23 protein-coding genes and 1 tRNA gene are annotated in these 21,619 nt (G+C 37.0%); 8 read left to right on the forward strand and 16 right to left on the reverse strand.

Annotation, left to right across the window (positions count from 1 at the left end; translation table 11 throughout):
- Positions 1-231 precede the first annotated feature (231 nt).
- Together H3T46_RS06495 and H3T46_RS06500 are read left to right on the forward strand one after the other, a co-directional pair.
- Entirely contained in the window at positions 232-1,641 is a 1,410-nt protein-coding gene (locus H3T46_RS06495; protein ID WP_155580009.1) for a carbohydrate porin, read from the forward strand.
- Positions 1,642-1,827: 186 nt separating this feature from the next.
- Positions 1,828-2,292, forward strand: a complete 465-nt coding sequence (locus tag H3T46_RS06500; RefSeq protein ID WP_155580010.1) for a hypothetical protein — start codon at positions 1,828-1,830, stop codon at positions 2,290-2,292.
- A gap of 4 nt (positions 2,293-2,296) precedes the next feature.
- On the opposite strand, the gene H3T46_RS06505 is transcribed toward H3T46_RS06500, so the two are convergent.
- Positions 2,297-2,992, reverse strand: a complete 696-nt coding sequence (locus H3T46_RS06505) for a nucleoside triphosphate hydrolase (protein WP_155567636.1) — start codon at positions 2,990-2,992, stop codon at positions 2,297-2,299.
- A 259-nt stretch (positions 2,993-3,251) separates the two neighbouring features.
- Between H3T46_RS06505 and H3T46_RS06510 the strand changes: the two genes are divergently transcribed.
- From H3T46_RS06510 to H3T46_RS06520, 3 genes are read left to right on the forward strand one after another with little or no spacing between them, the layout of a single operon-like run.
- On the forward strand, positions 3,252-3,980 hold the full coding sequence (locus H3T46_RS06510; RefSeq protein ID WP_198198175.1) for a hypothetical protein: 729 nt from the start codon (positions 3,252-3,254) through the stop codon (positions 3,978-3,980).
- 3 nt (positions 3,981-3,983) lie between these two features.
- Positions 3,984-4,589: a phosphatase PAP2 family protein gene (locus H3T46_RS06515; protein ID WP_155566310.1), complete on the forward strand. Its 606-nt coding sequence runs from the start codon at positions 3,984-3,986 to the stop codon at positions 4,587-4,589.
- Between the two features lie 42 nt (positions 4,590-4,631).
- Positions 4,632-5,519, forward strand: coding sequence for a hypothetical protein (locus H3T46_RS06520; protein ID WP_198198172.1), 888 nt, complete (start codon positions 4,632-4,634; stop codon positions 5,517-5,519).
- Between the two features lie 46 nt (positions 5,520-5,565).
- Here the strand turns inward: H3T46_RS06520 and H3T46_RS06525 are convergent, their stop codons facing one another.
- The 14 genes from H3T46_RS06525 to H3T46_RS06590 all read right to left on the reverse strand — a co-directional run bounded on the left by H3T46_RS06525 (position 5,566) and on the right by H3T46_RS06590 (position 16,779).
- Positions 5,566-7,110: a DUF4209 domain-containing protein gene (locus tag H3T46_RS06525; RefSeq protein WP_232350030.1), complete on the reverse strand. Its 1,545-nt coding sequence runs from the start codon at positions 7,108-7,110 to the stop codon at positions 5,566-5,568.
- 346 nt (positions 7,111-7,456) lie between these two features.
- Positions 7,457-7,532 (reverse strand) — tRNA-Phe (locus H3T46_RS06530).
- 51 nt (positions 7,533-7,583) lie between these two features.
- On the reverse strand, positions 7,584-7,796 hold the full coding sequence (locus tag H3T46_RS06535; protein ID WP_155566314.1) for a DNA gyrase inhibitor YacG: 213 nt from the start codon (positions 7,794-7,796) through the stop codon (positions 7,584-7,586).
- A complete protein-coding gene (locus tag H3T46_RS06540) occupies positions 7,789-8,907 on the reverse strand; it encodes a ribonuclease E/G (RefSeq protein ID WP_198198168.1) in 1,119 nt (372 codons plus the stop codon). Before H3T46_RS06540 ends, H3T46_RS06535 begins: the two co-directional genes overlap by 8 nt.
- The gene (locus H3T46_RS06545; protein WP_155568829.1) at positions 8,907-9,518 is read right to left on the reverse strand and encodes a nucleoside triphosphate pyrophosphatase; all 612 of its coding nucleotides are present in this window, start codon (positions 9,516-9,518) and stop codon (positions 8,907-8,909) included. Before H3T46_RS06545 ends, H3T46_RS06540 begins: the two co-directional genes overlap by 1 nt.
- Positions 9,519-9,520: 2 nt before the next feature.
- On the reverse strand, positions 9,521-9,739 hold the full coding sequence (gene infA / locus H3T46_RS06550) for a translation initiation factor IF-1 (RefSeq protein ID WP_110439346.1): 219 nt from the start codon (positions 9,737-9,739) through the stop codon (positions 9,521-9,523).
- A 79-nt stretch (positions 9,740-9,818) separates the two neighbouring features.
- Positions 9,819-11,117 carry a histidinol dehydrogenase gene (gene hisD, locus H3T46_RS06555; RefSeq protein ID WP_198198166.1) on the reverse strand — a complete coding sequence of 433 codons (1,299 nt, stop codon included), beginning with the start codon at positions 11,115-11,117 and terminating at the stop codon, positions 9,819-9,821.
- Complete coding sequence (gene hisG / locus H3T46_RS06560; protein ID WP_198198165.1) at positions 11,114-11,812, reverse strand: ATP phosphoribosyltransferase; 699 nt, start codon at positions 11,810-11,812, stop codon at positions 11,114-11,116. The genes hisD and hisG overlap by 4 nt, the downstream gene beginning before the upstream one ends.
- Positions 11,813-11,927: 115 nt before the next feature.
- A complete protein-coding gene (murA, locus tag H3T46_RS06565; RefSeq protein ID WP_198195072.1) occupies positions 11,928-13,193 on the reverse strand; it encodes a UDP-N-acetylglucosamine 1-carboxyvinyltransferase in 1,266 nt (421 codons plus the stop codon).
- A gap of 14 nt (positions 13,194-13,207) precedes the next feature.
- Positions 13,208-13,762 carry a dCTP deaminase gene (gene dcd, locus H3T46_RS06570; protein WP_110439350.1) on the reverse strand — a complete coding sequence of 185 codons (555 nt, stop codon included), beginning with the start codon at positions 13,760-13,762 and terminating at the stop codon, positions 13,208-13,210.
- Positions 13,763-13,858: 96 nt separating this feature from the next.
- Entirely contained in the window at positions 13,859-13,999 is a 141-nt protein-coding gene (locus tag H3T46_RS06575; RefSeq protein ID WP_196424823.1) for a hypothetical protein, read from the reverse strand.
- Positions 14,000-14,041: 42 nt separating this feature from the next.
- Positions 14,042-15,052 (reverse strand): glucokinase, encoded by a 1,011-nt coding sequence (gene glk / locus H3T46_RS06580; protein WP_122122965.1) that lies wholly within the window; start codon positions 15,050-15,052, stop codon positions 14,042-14,044.
- 162 nt (positions 15,053-15,214) lie between these two features.
- A complete protein-coding gene (locus tag H3T46_RS06585; RefSeq protein WP_198198163.1) occupies positions 15,215-15,778 on the reverse strand; it encodes a hypothetical protein in 564 nt (187 codons plus the stop codon).
- Positions 15,779-15,870: 92 nt separating this feature from the next.
- On the reverse strand, positions 15,871-16,779 hold the full coding sequence (locus tag H3T46_RS06590) for a hypothetical protein (RefSeq protein ID WP_155564948.1): 909 nt from the start codon (positions 16,777-16,779) through the stop codon (positions 15,871-15,873).
- Positions 16,780-16,963: 184 nt separating this feature from the next.
- On the opposite strand from H3T46_RS06590, the gene H3T46_RS09030 reads away from it, so the two are divergent.
- Positions 16,964-18,073, forward strand: a complete 1,110-nt coding sequence (locus H3T46_RS09030) for a capsular polysaccharide synthesis protein (RefSeq protein WP_155568834.1) — start codon at positions 16,964-16,966, stop codon at positions 18,071-18,073.
- Between the two features lie 76 nt (positions 18,074-18,149).
- Positions 18,150-19,292, forward strand: coding sequence for a hypothetical protein (locus tag H3T46_RS06600; RefSeq protein WP_122122969.1), 1,143 nt, complete (start codon positions 18,150-18,152; stop codon positions 19,290-19,292).
- Positions 19,293-19,310: 18 nt separating this feature from the next.
- Here the strand turns inward: H3T46_RS06600 and xth are convergent, their stop codons facing one another.
- A complete protein-coding gene (gene xth / locus H3T46_RS06605) occupies positions 19,311-20,078 on the reverse strand; it encodes an exodeoxyribonuclease III (protein ID WP_155580018.1) in 768 nt (255 codons plus the stop codon).
- 337 nt (positions 20,079-20,415) lie between these two features.
- Between xth and H3T46_RS06610 the strand changes: the two genes are divergently transcribed.
- The gene (locus H3T46_RS06610) at positions 20,416-21,591 is read left to right on the forward strand and encodes a deoxyguanosinetriphosphate triphosphohydrolase (RefSeq protein ID WP_198198161.1); all 1,176 of its coding nucleotides are present in this window, start codon (positions 20,416-20,418) and stop codon (positions 21,589-21,591) included.
- The last annotated feature ends 28 nt before the right edge of the window (positions 21,592-21,619 follow it).

Raw genomic sequence — 21,619 nt, forward strand, 5'->3', positions numbered from 1 at the left:
GTAGCTCGTCAGGCTCATAACCTGAAGGTCAGAGGTTCAAATCCTCTCCCCGCTCCCAATAACTTCCACTCAAAATTGCTGTATCGTTATTTAAACAAATTTTACTCGTTATATCAGTTTAAAATTTAATTTGATATTTATATATTGCTTGTTAATTGCTTTTAATTTGCAGGTCTGGTTCATTAAAAGAAATATTATTTTTCTGCAATGTCAATTCTATGAAAGGAGATTATGACACAAAAAAAAACTTACAATTCTATTAATCAGACTTGGTTTAAAATTCTTTTTTTGTTTCATTTTAGTTTTTTTTACAGTGTTTACTATTCTAAATACGTTTTTTCACAGACTTATTCTGATCATGAAATTGATACATTAGACCAAAATGGTAAAAGTGTACCTTACGATTCAGATGGTGAATTATTTTTCCACAAATTAAATGAAAAGTTGGATCCTCATGGTGTGCAGTTTGCTTTAAGCTGGACAGGTGAAACAGCAGGTATTGTAAGGGGAGGACGTAGAAAGGGTGTCGATTATGCACATCAGATTGCTTTTTCAGTTGATATGGATTGGGAGAAAATTGCAGGTTTTAAAGGGTTTTCTACTCATGCGATGATTTTAAATCTAGCTGGGCGCAATGCCAGTTCCGATTATGTTGGGGATTCACAAATTCAGGCCCAGGAAATATATGGGGGTGGATATGACCGATTATTTCATATGAATTATATTTATATTGAACAACAGTTATGGAAAGATCAGGTCAATATTCGTGCAGGACGGTTAAGTGTTGGAAATGAATTTGCATCAAGTCCATTCGCATGTCAGTTTATGTTAATTGCAACTTGTGGTCAACCCAGGAGTATTCAGTCCCAACAAGGTTTCACACCCTGGCCTGGAACTGTTTGGGGGATTAGATTTTTATTTCATTTAACAAAACAAAGTTACTTCCAATTGGGTGCTTATGAAAGTTCTCCATGGGGAACCGGTAAAGGGGGTGTCGCAGGTTTTGACTGGAGTACGAATGCTGCAACAGGTGTTTTTATACCAATTGAATACAGTTATAACTCTGAATTTGGTAAAGATAATTTAACGGGATATTATCATATAGGTGCTGGTCTTGATACCAGTCGTTTTCAAACCTGGTCTGCACAGGCTGTAAAAGGAAATAAAAGAGATAATCGCAGTCAATTTTGGGTTATGATGGATCAGATGATTTTTCGTAATGACCCCAAGAAAGATCATGGATTATATTTAATTTTGAATTATGGACATGATTCAACAACAACTTCTACATTTAAGGATCTTTATAATGTAGGTTTTATTAATAAGGGATTTTGGAAGAAAAGACCCTATGACCAAATAGGTTTCATGTTTACCTATTATACAGTGCCTAAGAGTTTAAAACATGCACAAAAATATCAAATGACGCAATTGTCTTCCCCTTTTAATGCGAAGGTTTTGTCATTATTGAATGGTGCACCCGCAGCACAGACAAATTCTGCTTTGTTTGAATTGAATTATGGTATTTCTGCTTATCGGGGTGTTATGGTCATGCCAGTTGTCGAATATTTTCATCATGTTGCTGCCACTAAAGCCTACAAAGATGCTTTTGTTATTGGGTTAAAAACCAATATTAATTTTTAGAAAATTTATTCAGAGGTTTTTGTTCAATCTATACTTATAAGATGTGAAATCCTTGTATCGTTTCATTATATTGTAAATTAATGAATAAATAGGTAATAATTTGTAGTGCGTATTTTTATTTTCCCTTTAATATAATGTATAATTAATACAGTTTAAAATTTACTGAAAAAAGGTGGTTTTTCTTTAATGAAACAAAAAGGAAATAGATTGATTTTGGGGATAATTGGGGGATTGATGGTAAATTCAATGATTCCGTTCTTATCTTGTTTCGCACGTCACCACCATCATCACCATGTTCCCCCTCCAAAGACGGTTGAAAAAAAAGAAGATGAAAACACGCCGCAACAAACGATTAAAGACGTGGATTCCATTCCTTCAACCATCAGGCAAAAAATGCAGGGGAATCAAAGGGTTGAACATTATCAATCTTTAAAACAGGAAAACAAGCCCGCCTTGTTACTTCCCAATCATTATACAAGGGGTGATAAAGGCCATTTGAATGCTGAACAAGGTTGGGTGAACAGTAAACGTCAACGTGGTCATCATGATATTGGTATTAATGCACCGCTTCCTCAAACAGCGGATCCAACTCAAAATAAAACACGTAACGTTTTTCGTAGAGCAATGCCGATATATGAACCAAATTATTAAACGTTCATGAAACAATATTTAATTTTTCGGCAATTGCTTTTTTAGCCTGATTAATGGTTTCTTCAATGGGTTGTGTATTATTGTCAATATCAATAATGGGGGCACCATTATAGGTTAACTGTTGTAATGTTCCAATTTTTTTGATCATTGATTCAAGGCGATGATCAGGTTTTCTCTGTTGGGCTGTTTCAACGGTTACGTTTAGCCGTATAACCAGATCGGGTGTATGGTTGATCATCCAGTTATAAAGTGATCGTTCAAGCTTTGTGAGCAGGCGTGTTATGGACGACGCTGGGTTTTCTGTTGTCAGATCAGGTCCATCCAGTCCACCAATAACGGCAACTTGGGGAAATCGGTCAGTAAGGATGTAAAAGCCTTGCTTACGCAGTGAAAGCATCCTGTAAAAGCGGTAAACGCGACGCAGAGACATTATGAATATTCCCAATGCCAATAATGCGTTCGGTCCTTCTTTTGATTTAGCCTGTTTATTGGTCTTGGTAATATTTTTATCAAGTTTTTTCCCTAGAAACGGAAGTTTAATCAGACGTCTTCTTATATTTCCCGTTTGTCTGCCCAAGTGGCATAATTTTGTAGGATGAACTGAATTCAACCAGCGTTCCAATTCCAGACAGACTGTTGTTTTGCCAGATCCGTCGCACCCAATAATAGCAATAATCGGTGGCGTAGAAGATTGTGTCATAAATTATATATCTCTTGGTTATTTAAATGGGATATCGTAATCTTTCTATATTTCAATAGATTACGGTCAAATTTGATTTGTTAGTCAATGAAAACTGTATTATAAGACAACCTTTCCTAGTCTGTTAGGTTGGAAATTCCTTGGAATTTTTCAGTATAGAATCAGTAACTTAAAGCAAATCAGGCTTTAAGTTAAAACTTGTGTTCCAAAGATATCCATAATTATATACATAAATCTGTTATATTTTAGAAGATTATATATGCATAAAAAAAGATCAACTGAAAATCAGGGCCCATTAATTGCATTAGTCGGTTGTGATGGATCAGGAAAATCAACATTAAGTTTTGATCTTGCTGAAGCATTAAATCAAGGGCGACCTGCAAAGTGCTGCTATTTGGGCCAAGGATCAGGAAATATTGGTCGAAAGATCAGCCAATTCAGATTTGGGGGAAAAATACTTGGACGTATAATCGATAAGAAAGCGGGAACGGCCCGTACCAAGGGAAAAAAAATTCCTGGTGTTTTAACGGCCTTGGTTATTTTCTTTTTTTCCTGTGTTCGTTTTCTTAATTTTAAAAAAATGTTGAAATTAAGAAAACAGGGGGTTTTGATTATTGCGGATCGCTATCCTCAGACAGATGTTGTAGGATTTTATGACGGACCCGGTTTGTCAGCTGCACATACGCAAAACCGTTTTATCCAGTTTCTTGTTAAAACAGAATACAGGCTTTATGATTACATGGCTTCCATAAAACCGGACTTGATAATTCGGTTGAACATTGATGTTGATACCGCATATCAACGTAAACAGGATCACGATTATAATTTGTTAAAAATCAAAGTGGAAGCCACTCAAAAATTAAAATTCAGAGGGGCACCAATTGTTGATATTGATGCTTCTTTGCCTTATAAAGAAGTTTATGAAACAGCTATGCGGGCAATTAGGAAAGTAGAAATTGCATATAGCGAAGGGAAAATAAGGAATTAATTATTGTTCAATCATAAAATGCTATTTTTAATAGGTTTTATTTTTCTTTTATTTGCTGTTTTTTTATTCCTTTGCACAGATCTGGATCAGAAACTCAATGGTGTTTTGCTTTCTGATCATGACAGTAGCTTGATTTATTGGAATAGACTTGTATCTAAATCGGGTTCATTTGCGGTTGTTCTTCCTTTAAGCTTAATATTCATATTATGGGTCTGGATTTATCGTTCGCATCGAGACGCGGTTTGGCTGTTTGTAATCTTGATTTCAGCGCGTCTGGTTTTTCTTTTAATGAAAAATATAATTGTTAGAGCAAGGCCCGCTTTTCCATTTTCTCATATTCATGCGACAACCGCCAGTTTTCCAAGTGGACATGCAGTCAATGGACTGATGTTTGTGTTGATTATATTATACTGTTTAAGAAATTACAGTTTGGTTTGTTGGATATCATTGATATGGGTTTTTTTAGTGGGATGGTCGCGTTTGGCATTGGGAGCGCATTGGATAAGTGATATACTGGCAGGATGGGGATGTGCGATCATGTGGTTTGCTTTTATGATGGGGATTAGAAATACTGTATTTGTTCAAAAATTGCTAGATTATATTTTATAATCAGGCAGGTTTTTACTGTATTAATTTTATAGCGGAAATATCGTGAATTTTAAATTTTTTACCAAGCCACAGAATATTATACAATTTGAGGGTTTCCATTTTTCTCGTTTTCAATGTGATCAGCTATATGAAATGATTTTGGTGGATGATGAAATTCACCTCAATGTTTCATTACCTGACAAACTTGTATTTGATTATACACAGGATCAACTGATTGACGGTTTTATGATTAGTCGTCAATTATGGGTGGAAGGGGTTATGGAACCCGCATTTATGAATATTTTGCATTCCTTGAGATACTCTTGCCATTTATCCAAGGAAAATAAAGCGGTTTACAAGAAGGTAAGGGCCAAATTCAAACATTTGTGCTATGCATATAGGGCTTTTGATGAACGCCATTGTAGACCGTACTGGCTTGGCAAGATGACGGGTTTATTAGGCAAATTACAGGATGGCTTCAAAAACAGGAAATCTCTCATTGTAAAACCAAGGGCGGTATTTCTGGATTATATTTGGCATGAAAAAGGGTTGTATTTATTAAAACGGGAAGTAAATTGCTTTTTTCCCTGTAACCTGAAAAGCTTTGTAAAATATTTTCGAAAAAGACTGGAAATCATTAAGAAAGAGCTTGAAACACATGTAACTATAACAGCTCATGAGTTTCATAACATGAGAAAAACAATCAGTATGATTGCAGCCACCTATGGTACTTTTGATGTTTTGTTTCCATCAGGTTATCATCATCAGACTTTTCAATATTTATCGACAATTAATGGTATGATGGGCGATTATCATGATGAATTGGTGGAAAAAAAATTGAATAAAATTCAAAATTACTATTTTGATCGATTTATGATACCTGAAGAAATTAAGAACAGGTTAAACACTTTTGCAGGTCGTTTTATAGACGATAGTAATGATTTTTGTTGATCTTGTTTCACTTTATTGACAGAAAAACCCATTTTAAAATGAACCACTAAGCGTAAATGGATGCTGATGATGATGCTTCATTATCATCTAGTAGTCCATGAGCGGTATTATTACGAAGATTAAAGCCTATTGGATCAATAAATAAACTTTTAAATTCAAAAAGTAAATTTACATCTAAAATTTTTTCTATTTCAGGTGATTTTAAAAGAGTATTCAGGCTATTATATGTTTCAATATTATTTTTATCCAAATTGTTGGTACGAACTTTAATTTTTTTAAGTTGATCTCTTATAATATTTTCAACTTGCGGGCAAAGTAGATAAATAGCAGCTATAAAATCCTTTTGAAAACCTGACCACAGGGCGTTTGCCATGATTTTTTCCCGATTTTTAGGAACAATAGGAGATTTATGACAGATATTTTCAAAAATTTCTTTTGAAAATTTATCTTCTTTATGAAGTTGATTCAGCCCTTCATTAATCAATGATATGTTTGTATAAATAATTAATCTATAATTTTCTTGTATTTTTTTATTTAATTTATTTTTTGGATCGTCAGGCGAGATTTTTGCGATTATATGTCCATCATCACTTCTATAATCTTTTGTAAATAAATTAGAGAAAAAAAATTGATCTGATACTTTTACAGCATTTTGAACAAGATCTTGATAATCAATACTTAAACCCGTAAAACATTTGAGAGTTTCAATGGGGTCTGTTTTGTTTAAAATATGTTGTACAAATCCTTGCACTGAATTTGTAATATCAAAGGGGCCTATATTTATTGTACACATATTTGCTAACACTATTTGGTTAGATTCTTTTAATTTAGCATGAAGGTTGTGTATTTTATTATCTACACCGTAATCGTTTCGATTTTTTTTAGGTATTTTATTATATGTCTGTAAAGCTTTCTCATAAATATAATAAGCGCTACAATTATTATTTTTATATCTAAAATCTCCATCATACTCATGATATTCGGCTATGTTGAAAAGAGATTTTATTTCATTTTCTCTATCGTGAAACTGTTTATATTTACTATTTAGAAATTCTAAAATTTTTATTGATAAATGAAAATTATTTTCATTTTTAAGTTGAATTGCCTCTTGATATAATTTAGGCATTACAATTTTTTGTAATACATCCTTATTTTTTGTTTTATCTATTAATTCTGCTAATATTAATATTAGTCCACTGTCATTTTCATTTTTAAAAACATCTGTCAAATTAGATAGTATTTTATCTAATCGATTATTGTCATTTATCTGTTGACACAAATAAATCGCACGTTCGTAGTATGTGTTCAAATCTTGAAACAGAAAACTTACAATTTTGTTGTCTAAAGTGTAATAAGTGTATGAATCAATTGCGATTTGGACATATTTATAATTTTTTGGTTCTTGAACAAGCCATAAAATATCGGCCATTCTTGCTTTTAATGATGGTTCAGGAATGTCATTTAATATAAGGCTTAAGAATTCAAGCTCTTCTTTTGTAAGATCTGAAGGTTCTTTAATACGTTGTCTTAGTATTATATTTGTATAAAAAGCTCTAAAAGGTTTATCTTTATTATTGGCATCTAAATACATTAAAGAAATTTCCGCTAACAATTCAAATATTTCATATTGTTCTTGCTGTCCAATATCTAGTTTTTCTTTTGCAATTTTTTTTAAACTGGAGTGAAGTTTATCGTAAGAAACAGGATTTTGTTCCGGTTCATATTTCCAATTACATTCAAGAAATGCCTCTCGCGTTAGTTTTGGCGAGTTTTTTATTGTTTTAAATTTCTTTCATGATTTTAAATCAAGGTTAAATTCGTTTCGAATAAAATATTACAAACGAAATGAAATTAAATTAAAATTGAAAAGAGATCAGTGTTTTGTGGCAAATCACTGCAAACTACTAAATAATATATTTATATATAATTAATTTTTATGGTGCCCAAGGGCGGAATCGAACCACCGACACAGCGATTTTCAGTCGCTTGCTCTACCGACTGAGCTACTTGGGCATCTTGATATTCGCTTTCGGTATTTGACGCGAATCAATGTATACAAAGCATTTACCCTACATTGGGATCAGGATCAAGTCTTTCTTTTATGGAATTTAGCAATTCTTTTTCTTCCTCTTCATTTTGTGGAGGAGATGCAATGCGATAATCCTCGTAAAACCAACGACCTAGATCAATATCGGCGCATCGTTTAGAACAAAATGGTTTGAATTTTTCTTGGGCCGGTTTTTTACAGATAGGACAATGTAACGCAGGTTTATTCATAAGAAAAATCCCATTCTTGAGGTTTAAACGTTAAATCCGCTTTTAGTTGTAGCGATATAGAACATCGTCGTTCAAAATCTTTAATGGCATATTCATCCTTTAGTAATGCCTGATATAAATGGGGGTGAAGTTTCAATTTTAAAAGATGATAACGGTAATGGTGATTGACAGAATTGAATTCCAGCATGACCTTCGCAAGGATCTTAACAGCTTTTCCGTGATCCGAGGTTAACAGTTCATGAAGGGGTGGGCGTTTTCTCATTCGAACGATTTCGGCCAATCCCAGGTGAGTAAATCCCAATAATCGGGGGGATAATGGATCATTGGCCAATGCGTCATTGATGTCCTGTTGTAATAAACGTCTTTTTTTGATTGGCAGACCTATTAGATCAATAAAAATTGCACCTGATAGATTACGCAATTTTATTTGATGCAATAATGGTGGCAAAGCGATACGGTTTGCGTCAAATTGCGCCTTTATTTTTGTTTGATTTTCTTGGCTATGGCTTACACTATCCATATCAATAGCGACGAGAGCCGGGGTCGGGGTAATTGATGCTTGAATTCCTTTTGGCAATTTAACGGATGATTCCATTAATGTCTCAATCTGTTCCGATATAATGCTTGGACAGGAAGTCTGCGCAATTTGAACACGATTATGCAACGAACTTGGTATGATATGAATAAGGTGCGGATCATCAATTATGATTGGTAAATTTTCCCAAAATCTTGAAAGATCTTCTAAAGGAGACGGTCCTTGTTGGATCAGATGTATTTCAGTGCTTTTCTGGATATTGATGGATAGGTTTTTGGTATCCAAACGGACATTTTTTCCATTCTGGGCACTTCGTGAGACTTTGACAATTATTTTATCGCCATTGTGCAGATTTTTGGCACCTGCATTATCAGGCAAAAAACCGGATATGTTTTTACCCAGAAGAATAAAGGCTCCACCTAATGCAGGTAAATGGGCGGTAACCCGACCATAGTAAATGTCCCCGAAACCATCAGGAAATCCAGGATACCACAAGGCATAATCTAAGAGAGTGTCATGATGGGTAACGGCAATATGTATTAGACCAGGCGCTGAAATAACCCAGATTTGAGGCATCAGGGGATTAATCCTTGACCGCGTATAAGCTGGGCTGTCTCAAATAATGGAAGACCGACAACATTACTGTAGCTCCCATTTATGGATTTGATAAAACTGGCGGCATAACCCTGAATGGCATAGGACCCAGCCTTGTCTTTCCATTCATCGGTTTCTAAATAAGAAAAGAGTTGTTTATCAGTCAATCGTGAAAAATGCACGATAGTACAGACAAGACGTGAGGAGATCCGTTGTGTCTTTGCATTATACAATATAACAGCTGTATAAACTCTATGTCTTCGACCAGACAGTAAACGTAATTGTTTTTCCGCGATTTTTACATCTTGCGTTTTATTTAAAATACGTCGTCCTGCTGCCGCAACCGTATCAGCGGCTAAAATCATGGGTGATTCAAGAGAGAGTTCCCTGCCAGCCGATAGTTTTTCCTGTGCAAGGCGCTGAACATACTGTCTGGGCAATTCTTTTTTTTGGGGCGTTTCATTAATTCGAGGATGAACGATTTTTTCAGGATTAATGCCGATTTGTTCAAGCAGTTGTAAACGTCTTGGTGATGCGGAGGCCAGTGTAATTGGAAAATCAGAATTTTCCATCAAGAAAGAGGAATGATGCATTATTATTTAAAGCGGAACGTGATGCGACCTTTGGTTAAATCATAAGGGGTCATTTCAACGCTTACGCGATCACCCGCCAAAACACGAATACGGTTCTTGCGCATTTTACCGCTGGTGTGGGCCAAAATAACATGTTCATTATCCAATTTTACACGAAACATTGCGTTCGGCAAAAGTTCAGTAACAGTTCCGTTGAATTCGATCATATCTTCTTTAGACATTTTTAGTATATATATCCTTCAAGTTAAAACAATTAATTTTGTTCTTACCATAACGATGAATATTGAAAAATGTCCAGTTTTATTTATGCAAACTGTCCAAACGGGAGGAAATACTTAAGGCATGTGCGGTTAAACCCTCAGTTTTTGCTATCGCCACTGCAGCAGGTCCCACTTTTTCAATACCCTTTTCATCGCTTTTAAGGAAAGTCGTTCGTTTAAGAAAATTAAAAACCGATAATCCGGATGAAAAACGTGCAGTACGACTGGTTGGCAAAACATGATTGGGACCGCCAACATAATCTCCAATTGCCTCAGGACACCATTTTCCAATGAATATCGTGCCGGCATGTTTGATTTTGCTGAATAGGTCATCTGGATTTTCAAGCATGAGCTCCAGATGTTCAGGGGCAATCCGATTGATAAGGGGAATGGCTTCTTCCCAGGATTTCACAATAAGAATAGCACCATGATTTTTCCAGCTTGTTTCCGCTATTTCTTTTCGTGAAAGACTTTTCAATTGTTCATTGACAGCTAGCGAAACTTGATGGGCAAATTCCTCATTATCAGTAATAAAGATTGATTGTGCCATGGTATCATGTTCCGCTTGTGCCAAAAGATCCAGGGCGATATGCGTTGGATTATTATGCCGGTCAGCAACAACCACAACCTCGGAGGGGCCTGCGACGCTATCAATTCCGACCAAACCGAAAACCTGTCTTTTTGCTTCGGCGACATAGGCATTGCCAGGACCAACAATATAGTCAACGGACTCAATGGTTTGTGTCCCGAAGGTCAGGGCGGCAATGGCTTGTGCTCCACCAACACGGTAAATTTCGGTAACACCTGCCCTATAAGCCGCAGCCAAGACGAGAGGGTTTAAATGGCCATCCGGGGTCGGGACACACATTGCCAACCGTTTGACTCCAGCAACCTTGGCCGGGATAGCATTCATTAAAACGGATGAAGGATAGGCAGCGGTACCTCCTGGAACATATAATCCGGCGGAATTCATGGCATTCCAGCGATACCCAAGATTAAATCCACAATCATCCCGGTAATCAAGATCGGGAGGCAATTGTTTTTCATGGAATTTTTGAATTCGTTGGGCGGCTAGATCAAGTGCATCAAGCAATTCCGGATCAATTTTCTTGCAGGCTTGCTTTATTTCCTGTTCTGTGATCCGTAATTCCGTAGGAGACAGTACCAAGCGGTCAAAGCGTTTGGTATATTCACAAAGTGCATCATCGCCATCATTTTTTACAGCCTGTAGAATCTCTGTTACGGGTTTTGTTGCTTGTGAAGTGTCTGCTGTTCGCGCGGCAAGAAGATTACAGAAAAATGTTTTAAAATCCGGTTGATTTGTTGATATGATTTTCATGATATATCTTCATTGTTTGGAAGGGTGACAAGTTGGCGAAACTGTTCAATTAATGCATTAACGCGGGCAGATTGTGTTTTTAAGGCGGTGCGATTGATGATGAGACGGCTGGAGATTTGTGTAATCGTTTTAATTTCCTGTAGACCATTGGCCCTTAGGGTTGATCCTGTATCGACAAGATCCACAATCAAGCTGGATAATTTCAAGACAGGCGCAAGTTCCATGGCACCATGCAAATTAATGATATCTGCTTGCACGCCTTTACTGGCAAAATAACGTTGGGTGATATTCGGATATTTGGTTGCAACACTTATCTGTGACCAACGCGCAGGGTCTTCCAGATTTTTATTTTTTGTATCCGCTAATTGCGCGATAGATAAACGACAGCGTCCTATATTGAGATCAAGAGGTGCATAAATATCCGAATAATCAAATTCCATCAGGACATCGGAACCACAAACACCCAGAGAAGCCGTGCCAAAAGCTACAAATGTTGCGACATCGAAAGAACGGACGCGGATAATGTCAAGCCCAAGGTCATTTGTCTTAAAGCGAAGAAGGCGGCTGTCTTTATCAAAGAAAGCGGGTTCTGGTATAATATTGGCTGTTTCAAGAAGAGGGAGACAATCCTTTAGTATCCTTCCTTTAGGAAGGGCTAAAATAAGAGGGTTTGATTTCACGCCAGGTACAGACATTTAAAGTGTAAGCAAAAGTGGATCTGATTATAATAAAATTGTTAAATAATTTAAGGTTTAACTATAGTCAGATCATTGGTATAAAACAAGTTCTCTTCTATGAGGAATGAAAATATTATTTAGTCTTGATTCTTTCAATTTGAGCACCGCAGGCAGACAGTTTTTGATCAACTGCTTCATAACCGCGGTCTAGATGATAAATCCTGTTCAGGCTTGTTTCTCCCGCTGCGGCCAGACCGGCTAGGATTAACGAAAACGAAGCCCGTAGATCCGTTGCCATAACAGGCGCGCCGGATAGGGAATGAACACCACGAATAATTGCTGAAGAACCATGAACATTGATTCTTGCACCCATACGGTTCAGTTCTGGGACATGCATGAAACGGTTTTCAAAAATTGTTTCCGTAATCATGCTCGCTCCTTCAGAAATTGAAAGAAGGGCCATGAATTGGGCCTGCATATCCGTCGGAAAACCTGGATAGGGTTCTGTCATGATATCAATGCCTCTTAAATCACCCGTGCGTCGGACAAGAATGGCATTTTTTTCCGGAAACACCTCTACCCCAGCCTCTTCCAACGCATGAATAACAGATCCCATGGCATGAATGTCGGCTCCGATCAGGCGCAGTTCTCCACCTGTAATACCGGCTGCACAGGCATAGGTACCGCATTCAATTCGATCAAACAGGATGGAATGTTCCGCGCCATGTAAATGATCCACGCCATCAATGATCAGATGACTTGTTCCTTTACCCTCTATTTTGGCACCCATCGCGATCAAACAGTCGATAAGATCGCAGATTTCAGGTTCACGGGCTGCATTCAGCAGTTCCGTTCTGCCTTTGGCAAGGCAGGCAGCCATGATTGTATTTTCTGTAGCGCCAACAGAAACAAATGGAAATACAAAGCGACCACCACGTAATCCCTTGGGTGCAGTTGCAATAACATATCCCTGATCAATTTCGATTTCAGCGCCCAAGGCTTTGAGTGCATCCAGATGAAGATTAACAGGACGGGTTCCGATTGCACATCCTCCCGGCAGGGAGACCTTGGCCTTACCACAACGTGCAAGAATGGGCCCTAGAACAAGGATAGAAGCCCGCATTTTCGAAACGATATTGTAGGGAGCTTCGGTGTTTGCAATATCCCCTTGAAAAGTGATATGATGTGGATCCTTGTCATTATAAGTGATTGTGAGACCATGTTGTTGCAGAAGTGCGCACATGGTACGTATATCAACAATACTTGGAACATTTCTTAGTGATAAAGGTTCAGGGGTAAGCAAGGCACATGCCATGATTGGCAAAGCTGCGTTTTTTGCCCCCCCAATGACGATATCACCATATAAGGGTCTGCCCCCACGGATTAAAAAGCGATCCATTCTTTTTTTTTCATTTATAAGCGAGGGGTAGCGACACCCATCTGTTTCATGTATTTGCCATTTTTATCGGCATAACTGACTTCACAAGGTTCACTGCCCTTGAGAAAAAGAAGCTGGCAGATTCCTTCATTCGCGTAAATTTTGGCAGGAAGGGGAGTGGTATTACTGATTTCAATCGTAACCTGCCCCTCCCATTCAGGTTCCAGAGGAGTGACATTTACAATTATGCCACAGCGTGCATATGTTGATTTTCCCAGACAGATGACCAAGATATCTTTTGGAATACGAAAATATTCCACGGTTCTGGCCAGAGCAAAGCTGTTGGGCGGAATCACGCATACATCTGTTTTACGGGTTACAAAGCTGCTTGGCGTAAAATTTTTAGGATCTACAATGGCATTGTCGACATCTGTAAAGATTTTGAACTCATCTGCAACGCGGGCGTCATATCCGTAAGATGATACACCATAAGAAATTATTCCCTGACGATGCTGTTTATCAGCGAAAGGTTCAATCATTCCTTTTTCTTTAGCCATCTCTTTAATCCAGCGATCAGGCATAATTGGCATAAAGCTACTCCCTACCCTTTATATCTTTGCATTTTAATTAAATAAATTTGAAATGATAAACAAGTATTTTGTAAACAAACCTTTACAAAAAGCATTTTACGTTAGTGGTTCTCGCTCTTTTCTTTCACGCTGTTGCTTTTTTCTGCGTTTTAGATTCTCGCGTAACGCCGCGGCTTCCTTGTCGCGACGTTGAGTTATAGAATCTTTCAAAATTATTTTTTTTGGCTCACTATTCATAATGAATCAATTTACCTAATTTTTTGAAAGAATCAACAAGGCTTATTTTAAATGTTGGACTGCAAAAGCCGCAGCCGCTCCTAAAAGTCCAGGTTGTGGATAGGTCAGAATTTCAACAGGGATATCAGCCAGCATTCTTTCAAAGCGACCCTTATCAACAAATCGTTCTGCAAAACCCGAATGGGGAAGATAATCGGCTATAAGAAGACCGATGCCACCACTAATTACAACACGGTTGGCCAATTGTACCAGAGCCATGTCGGAGCAGAAAGTTCCCAAATTCAGACAAAACCGTTCCAGTGCAGCCGTGGCAAGATGGTCGGTACCCTTTAATGCGGCCTCCCATAGATTGCTATCGCTGTGATGGGTAACAGGTAGTCCGGCATTTGCGCCAAGCGCATCATAGATATTACCCAATCCGGGACCAGAAATGATCCGTTCTGCGGAAACCCTGCGATAATGTTGTTTCAGGTACCGTAAAATACTGATTTCGATATTGTCACAAGGGGCATAAGAGGAATGTCCGCCTTCACTTGGAATAACGGTATATTTGTCTGTATCGAATGCAAGAGAAGCCACTCCCAGTCCTGTTCCAGGACCGACAACTGTGGTTATTCCTTGAGGACTTTCTTTTCTTCTTGGGCCACAAACATGTTTAAGATGGTCCTCTTGACAGTTGGCGATCGCATGTCCAATTGCTTCAAAATCATTTATCAGAACAAGCTTTTCCAGATTTAGCTGTTGGGGAATAAGGGCGGGCCGAATGATCCATGGACTGTTTGAAAATTTGAGAATATCACCTCGAATCGGACAGGCAATTGCCATGGAGGCTTGTTTAGGCAAAGGACGGCCAACCTTTTGTCCAAAGGCATCCCATGCAAGTTGCAAAGTTGCATAATCTGCTGTTTTTAAAATGGTTTCGCTGTCAATGGTAACGACCTGTCCATTTTGTATCTTGGCAATTGCAAAACGTGCATTTGTCCCTCCGATATCTGCAACGACAATTTCAATGGGAGCATCAACAGGAGTGGAGTTATTCTTGGAGTTGGACATAATAAAAATCTCCATTTAAGAGGATTAAAACAAATAATATTAACAATATTTTTTGTTCACATAAATTTGAATTTAATTTAAGGATTTTTAATATTTTTTTCAACTTTTTGTTAAATTCGTTAAGGCATTGTTTGGGTAAAGATTAAAAACAATCTCTTTAGATTATTGCGAAGCGGTTGTGCTCGGTAAGGTTAAGTTAATCTCTGGATGTGTTGTTATTATAAGCTGCATAGCTTGATTGACTTGTTTCAGGGATAAAGATTGCGATGAAATGGGTGTGATCAGACGAGCCTTACGTACAGTAACAAGATTATTCACAAATTTTTGTCGGTTTTCCAAATCTATTGTCGCGGAATAATAGCAGTTTTCCTGATCTCTTTTCTGAAGAATGAGATTGATGCCCTGTTTTTCTGTTTTATCATTCAGGTAGAAAATAATTCCCGTATTTGGCCAAAGTGGCGTTACGGCATTGAGTGTGATTTTTTCAGCTGAAAAGGAAATATATAAGACTGGTGCAGCTCTGGACATTCTCTCATTCCACCAGGCAAGTGTCGGTGGATTAGATTGGGTATAATATAACCATTCCCCAAATTTTATGTTTTCGCTGGTTTGCCGGGTTATTTTTTGTGTTTTCAGAGTTTCAGAATATGTTGTCACAGAATAGGATGTTGTAAATAAACTCACACCCAGAACAAATAATTGACATGTTTTTGATAAAGAAATCATGGAATACGTTACCCTTCATAAATTAATTCTAGAGTAAAGGTTTAAAACCGAAGTTTAAAGCAAAAACTATGATTTGTTCTGGTTTACATAAATTAAATTTGATCTTTCATCATGGATTGAGCCTTTTGCAAATCCTCCTGGACCTTTTCTTTCAACTTGGGAACGCTTCCTTTAGGACTCATGATGCATAGTCGCCAATTTTTATTTTTATCATGTTGGTCAGGGTCACCGCTTCCCCAGCACCAGCCTTTATCTTTCATCTTTTTTAAATAATCGTTACGTGTTGTACACACTGATTTTCTGGTTGGACTATTTAATGGTTCTGAGGCGTGATCAATACATTTTTTGACATAATAATCAGCCTGTTGAAAAAGAGGCACTAAATCTGGAGACATCCCATCAGGAGGGCTAACAGGTTCAGGATTTGTTTTTCTTGTGACTAGGGGAGGGGGGGCTTCCAGATTTTTTTCCTTGATTACATTCATGAAAGAATTCAATGCAGATCGTTCACCATTCATGTCAATTGGAATTGAGGTTGAAATCGAAAGATTCAAAATCATTGGTGAACTGTGTTGCAAAGCATTAATGAATTTTGTGATGTTATCTGTGTAGATAGCGGTAGAATAGGTTACCCAGCCATTATGATCCCTTGTCTTGTTTAGGGTCACGGAAACTTCCCTGATGTTCCAGGTTATGTAAGAAAGCTTGAATTCCCGATAAGTATTTTTTTTGGCTGTTACATCAAGGGTTATTCTGTGTTCGGAAGGTGTAATATATAAATTTAAATTGGAAGTTGAATTTCTGTTCCAGTTAAGGGAGGCATGATTTTTACCGACAATCACATTCCAGTCATGAAAATCTTTTTCTTTAATGATGGAATGAATTTCCTCATTTTTTATTGTGGAAGGATAAGTTTTGGGATCAGGGGAGGATGAGGCCGTTGAAATATTGGCAAATGTTGAGAGTGGAAAAAAAGTTAAAAGGTAAAATAATTTACGCATTGGAATACCTGATTGCCTCGAAAAAGAATTAATTGCATTATAATATGAAAGTGGTAAAGCAAAGCAAAGAATATTTTTATTAAATAATGTTTTATAACTTCCATTATTTTATTACAAGTAAGGAACAGTCAGATATAATTCGTATTTTTTCTAAATTGTATTCTGTAAGGATGGTATTGTTAAAGTGAAAGCACAAAGTTTAAAAGATCTGGCGGCACGTTCCCCAGTGACTGAAAATTTATATAATCAGCATGGCTGTAACGATGTCATGACGGCATTTAATATCGCCAATCACTTACATTTATACGGTTTTTTAGAAGAGGCAGCAGCTTTTTATCAAGAGGCGATTAATTATCGTAAATTAGAAGCCGAAGCACATCCACGCGAAGCTATATTATTGCAGGTTAAACTGTTGTGTTTGGTAAAGGCCGGTATAGCTCTGGATGAAAAAGATTGCCAAAGGTTGCATGATCTTTCCCCATCCTTGATGAATTATATTAGGGGTGTTGAAGAATATAGATGCGGAAAAATTGATGCTTTACAGGCGATAAAGAAAATTGATCATACTTTTGAACAATTTCATACAGGTGAAGAAATTGATGCTATTAATGTTGGTTTAATTCATGATGCATTGAAATCTGATATTTTCCCTGAGAGAATGGTTAAGAATAAGATTCCTCAATCTATTTTTTTTTACTGGGATCAGAATTTACCGGAGGATGTTAAGGAAAACATTGAGTATCATCAGAAGTTCCAGCATTTTAAAGTAGAGGTTTTTGACAGGGATAGGGCTTGTGAATGGTTATATGGCCATTACGGGCGTGATGCCAGGGAACTTTTTCTAAAATCCAGACATCCTGCAGAGGCTGCGGATATTTTGCGCGTTCATGTCATTAATCTATTGGGTGGGTTTTGGGTAGATGCGGATTTGAAAATTGTTTCTGAAAATCAGTTTATTGAAATGATTCCGGCAAATTATGATGCAATTTTTTTTCTGACTGAGGGAAATTTTGTTCATAATGATCTTTTTGGAGCCCAACCGCATAACGTTTTTTTAGAAGATTGTTTGTTGTCTATCTATCACAATTGTTATAAATATGATGGTTTATTTATTTCTTATAAAACAGGTCCGGGTGTTTTTATGAGAGCATTAAATAGAATTTATTCGCGTTGTATAAAAGAAAGAAAATTGAAATATCCTTCTTTGAAAATTATGGATTCTTCATTTTTTTCCAAATTAACTGAACAATATCCAGTTGCATACAAACAAAAAGGGACCTGGAGTTCAGTTTGATAGTCAATAGTGGTCTCATATTTGAAATATTAAGCAATTTTAGAATTGAATATATAATTAAGGTAAAGTTAAAATTATGACTGATGATATGAATTTGGATGTTGGTTATGAGGAGATTTTATCTGTTTGTCCCCAAGCTTTGGATGTTTTCAAACATCATGGGGCAAAAGATTTAAATCCCTTGTTTGATATTGCAAACATTCTCTCGACAAATCATTTTTATTCCGAGGCAGCTTTTTTCTATAAAATAGCGTTTGATACCCATTCCAAAAGTCCAACCCAATATCCATTGGCTCATGTTTTACTTATGGCCCGTCAGGTTGCTTTACTGAAAGCAAGTCTGCCGTTAAAGCAGGAAGAACTTGAACAGTTAAAAAATCTATGTATTCCTTTATATAATTTTGTGGTTGGATGGAAACAATATAGAGAAAACAATGATGCTTTTAATGCCATTCAAATTATGCAAAATTGTTATGAGGAATTTCATACCGGTGAGGAAGCCGATACAATCTATCTTACAATTATGATGAATATCTTTAATCCTGCATCATCGATAGGGATTAAAAATAGAGAAGTGGGTAGGGCCGATTTTAGTGTTATTCCCAATAATTTATTTTTATATTGGGATCAGAATCCTCCGGAGGAAATAAGTAATAATTTTCAATTTCTAAAAGAACTTGGTCATTTTAACCTAAAAATTTTTGATAAGGCGGAAGCAACAGAGTGGTTATATCAAAATTACGGTGTTGAAGCACGGCAAATCTTTCTTTCTGCTCGTCATCCAGCTGAAGCGGCGGATTTTTTAAGAGTTCACGTTATTAACTATTATGGTGGCTGGTGGCTGGATGCTGATATTCAGATTCAATCTGTTGAGAAATTTTACTCAATAACTCCTGCTATTTATGATCATGTATTCTTTTTAACGCATAATAATGTTGTTCATAATGATTTTTTTGGTTCTGTTGCGAAAAGTCCTATTCTAGAAGAATGTATGTTGAGTCTTTACCGGAATAGTTATTTGCATCAGGGTTTATTCATTGCCTACAAGACAGGCCCAGGAGTGTTCGCGCGTGCACTGAACCGTCATTTTTATCGTGCTTTGCGTGGAGAGGCAAAATATCCATCCTGTATATTATTGGATCATCAAAAATTTGCCGAGGTTATAAGGGAGTTTGATACACCTTATAAAGGAACAACTACAAGCTGGATGGCTGTTTGAAGAATAGTTGATTGTTTATTAAAAATCAATGACAATGGGGGCGTGGTCAGAAGGTTGGGTTTTGGCTCGTTCCTCTTTATCAATCCAGCAATTTTTTAATTGTTCAGTTATTTTTGCTGACAATAGAACGTGGTCAATTCGAAGACCTGCATTTCGTTGCCATGCAGCTTTGGTGTAATCCCAAAAACTATATTCGATTGTATCAGGATGGAGAATGCGAAATGCATCCGACAGACCCAACCATAAGAGCGTATAAAAACCTTTTCGGCTTTCCGGACGGATCAATGCGTCATCGGAAGAAAGTATATTGGTGGTTAAATCACTGTCGGTGGGGCAAATGTTGAAATCACCTGCAAAAATACAGTTTTGTTTGTCGTTCAATAAGAATTGGGCATGTTTGATTAATGCATTGATAAAATCCATTTTGAATTGAAATCCCTCTTCGCCGCCGGAATTACCATTTGGCAAATATAGATTGCAGAGATGAATTCCTCGACTCTCAATCTCGAGATATCGAGCATGGTCTTTTGTATTCTGTAGATCAGGTAAATCCGTATGAAGCAATTTATAGGGATGGCGGCTTAAGGTGGCAACCCCGTTATAGGCTTTTTGTCCATGCACGATAACATGATAGCCTAAGGCTTTAAAACTTTCCGATGGAAACTGTGCGTTCTGGCATTTGATTTCCTGTAAAAAGAGCCAGTCAGGTTGTTCTTTTTGAAGCCATTTTTGAACATGGGAAAGTCTTTGGCGAATAGAGTTAACATTCCAGCTAGCAAGCTTCATCAGGATAATCCTTGGTATGAAAAGATACAAATTGAATTCCAGTCAAATTAATCTCATTATATCTTGATGGCAAGGGTGGACAGATTATCCTTTTCGTCTTTAAGCTTTGATTTTTTGTGATTGGAAAAAATAAAATTCCGGATGATTGGATTATGTAAAATCGAGAGTGCTGTATTTTAATCTAACACATATATGATTGTAGTCATTGAATTTTGGTCGTATTTTAAAATAAATTGAGAGCTATATACTATTACAATTTTATAATGATATAATTAGAATAATAAATGATCAGGATAATTTAAATTGATTATGTTGGATAAATTTAGGCGTGGCAATCATGAATCTAGCACCTTATGCCGTTCAGGAAAAAACAGCTCGGGGACGATTTTATCCTGAAACGGAGGCACAAGGTCGTAACCCCTGGCAAAGAGATCGGGATCGTGTAATCCATTCTACAGCTTTTCGTGTATTGCAATATAAGACGCAGGTTTTTATCAATCACGAGGGTGATTTTTTTCGAACTCGTTTGACGCATTCGTTAGAGGTTGCGCAAATTGCCTGTTCTGTTGCTCGCGCTTTGAAATTAAATGTGGATTTGACAGAATGTTTGGCGCTGGCACATGATTTGGGACATTCACCCTTTGGACATGCTGGAGAAAGGGCTCTGGCAAAGATGATGCGGGATTATAACGGTTTCAGTCATAATGACCAGTCATTAAGACAGGTAACGTTATTGGAGCAACAATATATTGCCTTTAATGGACTCAATTTGACTTGGGAAAGTTTAGAGGGATTAGCCAAACATAATGGGCCGGTTGACAATCCCGACCCTTATTTAGAACGGATTAATCGGTCATATCCCTTGGATTTGTTCAATTATGCATCAGCGGAAGCCCAAATAGCATCAATTTCCGATGATATTGCCTATCATAGCCATGATTTGGATGATGGTTTACGTGCGGGATTGATAGAATTTAAAGATTTGGAAGATCTTCCCGTTGTTGGAGAGGCTTTATATGAAGCAAGAAAACAAATGGAGCAATGTAAATTTAAGGATAGTCTTCAAAAGCGTTTGAGATATGAAGTAATAAGACGGGTTATCGATTGTCTGGTTCGTGATTTGAAAAAACAGACTGCTGATAACTTAAGCGGTTTGAACCCGAAGACGCCAGAGGATATCAGAAATTGTACATATGGGATCGTGCAATTTAGTCCTAAAATTATGGAAGGCAATCAAAAAATTCGTAAATTCTTGTATCAGAATTTATATTCGCATTGGCGTGTCAATCGTATGAGTCGAAAGGGGGAATTGTTGGTTCAGCATTTATTCGAGATTTTATCTGAAAATGTTGATTTGTTACCCAAAAAATGGCAAATACGTGCCTTGGAGGCAGGAAAAAGAAAACAGAAATCAGGTATTTTACGGGTTATTACGGATTATATTGCTGGTATGACAGATCGTTATGCAATAGAAGAGTATCAAAGACTGACCGATTTATCTATTTTGTCGTAAAAATCTAAATAATTTGTTGGATGGTTCA

This window comes from Commensalibacter sp. M0133 (assembly GCF_016101485.1).
Classification (GTDB): Bacteria; Pseudomonadota; Alphaproteobacteria; order Acetobacterales; family Acetobacteraceae; genus Commensalibacter; species Commensalibacter melissae.